Genomic DNA, 986 nt, shown 5'->3' on the forward strand with positions numbered 1-986 from the left:
CACGGGATGCCGCTGGGGGCCTGGGCGCCGGTGATCCGGGTCAGTTCGGCCTCGTCGGGGCGGACCTGTGCGGTCTGCGGGGTGATGCCGGCGTCCCGCATCAAGCGGATCATGTCGCGGCGCTGGTTGGGCAGGACCAGGGTCACGACGCTGCCGGACTCACCGGCGCGCGCGGTGCGGCCGCCGCGGTGCAGGTAGTCCTTGTGGTCGCTCGGCGGGTCGATGTTGACGACCAGGTCGAGGTTGTCGACGTGGATGCCGCGCGCGGCGACGTTCGTGGCGACCAGCACGGTGACGTGTCCGGTCTTGAACTGCTCCAGGGTGCGGGTCCGCTGCGGCTGGGACTTGCCGCCGTGCAGTGCCGCGGCGCGCACTCCGCTGTTCAGCAGGTGGTCGGTGAGCTTGTCCACGGCGTGCTTGGTGTCGAGGAACATGATGACCCGGCCGTCACGGGCGGCGATCTGCGTCGTCACCGCGTTCTTGTCCCCGCCGTGCACGTGCAGCACGTGGTGCTCCATCGTGGTGACCGCGCCGGCCGACGGGTCGACGGAGTGGACGACCGGGTCGTGCAGGTAGCGGCGCACCAGAAGGTCGACGTTGCGGTCCAAGGTGGCGGAGAACAGCATGCGCTGTCCGTCCGGGCGCACCTGGTCCAGCAGGGCGGTGACCTGCGGCATGAAGCCCATGTCGGCCATCTGGTCGGCCTCGTCGAGGACCGTGATGCCGACCTGGTCCAGGCGGCAGGAGCCCCGGTCGATGAGGTCCTTGAGCCGGCCCGGCGTGGCGACGACGACTTCGGCGCCACCGCGCAGCAGGTGGATCTGCCGTCCGATGGACATGCCGCCGACCACGGTGGCCATCCGCAGGCGCAGCGAGCGGGCGTACGGGGTCAGCGCGTCGGTGACCTGCTGGGCGAGCTCACGGGTCGGGACCAGGACCAGAGCCAGCGGCTGCAGCGGTTCGGCGCGCTGACCGGCGGTCCTGGC

General features: G+C 71.3%; 1 protein-coding gene. It reads right to left on the reverse strand.

From position 1 onward, the window contains the following. A partial coding sequence (locus G3I60_RS43685; protein ID WP_164299732.1) for a DEAD/DEAH box helicase occupies positions 1-986 on the reverse strand: 986 nt, incomplete at both ends.

The organism is Streptomyces sp. SID13666 (assembly GCF_010548325.1).
GTDB classification, from domain to species: Bacteria; Actinomycetota; Actinomycetes; order Streptomycetales; family Streptomycetaceae; genus Actinacidiphila; species Actinacidiphila fildesensis.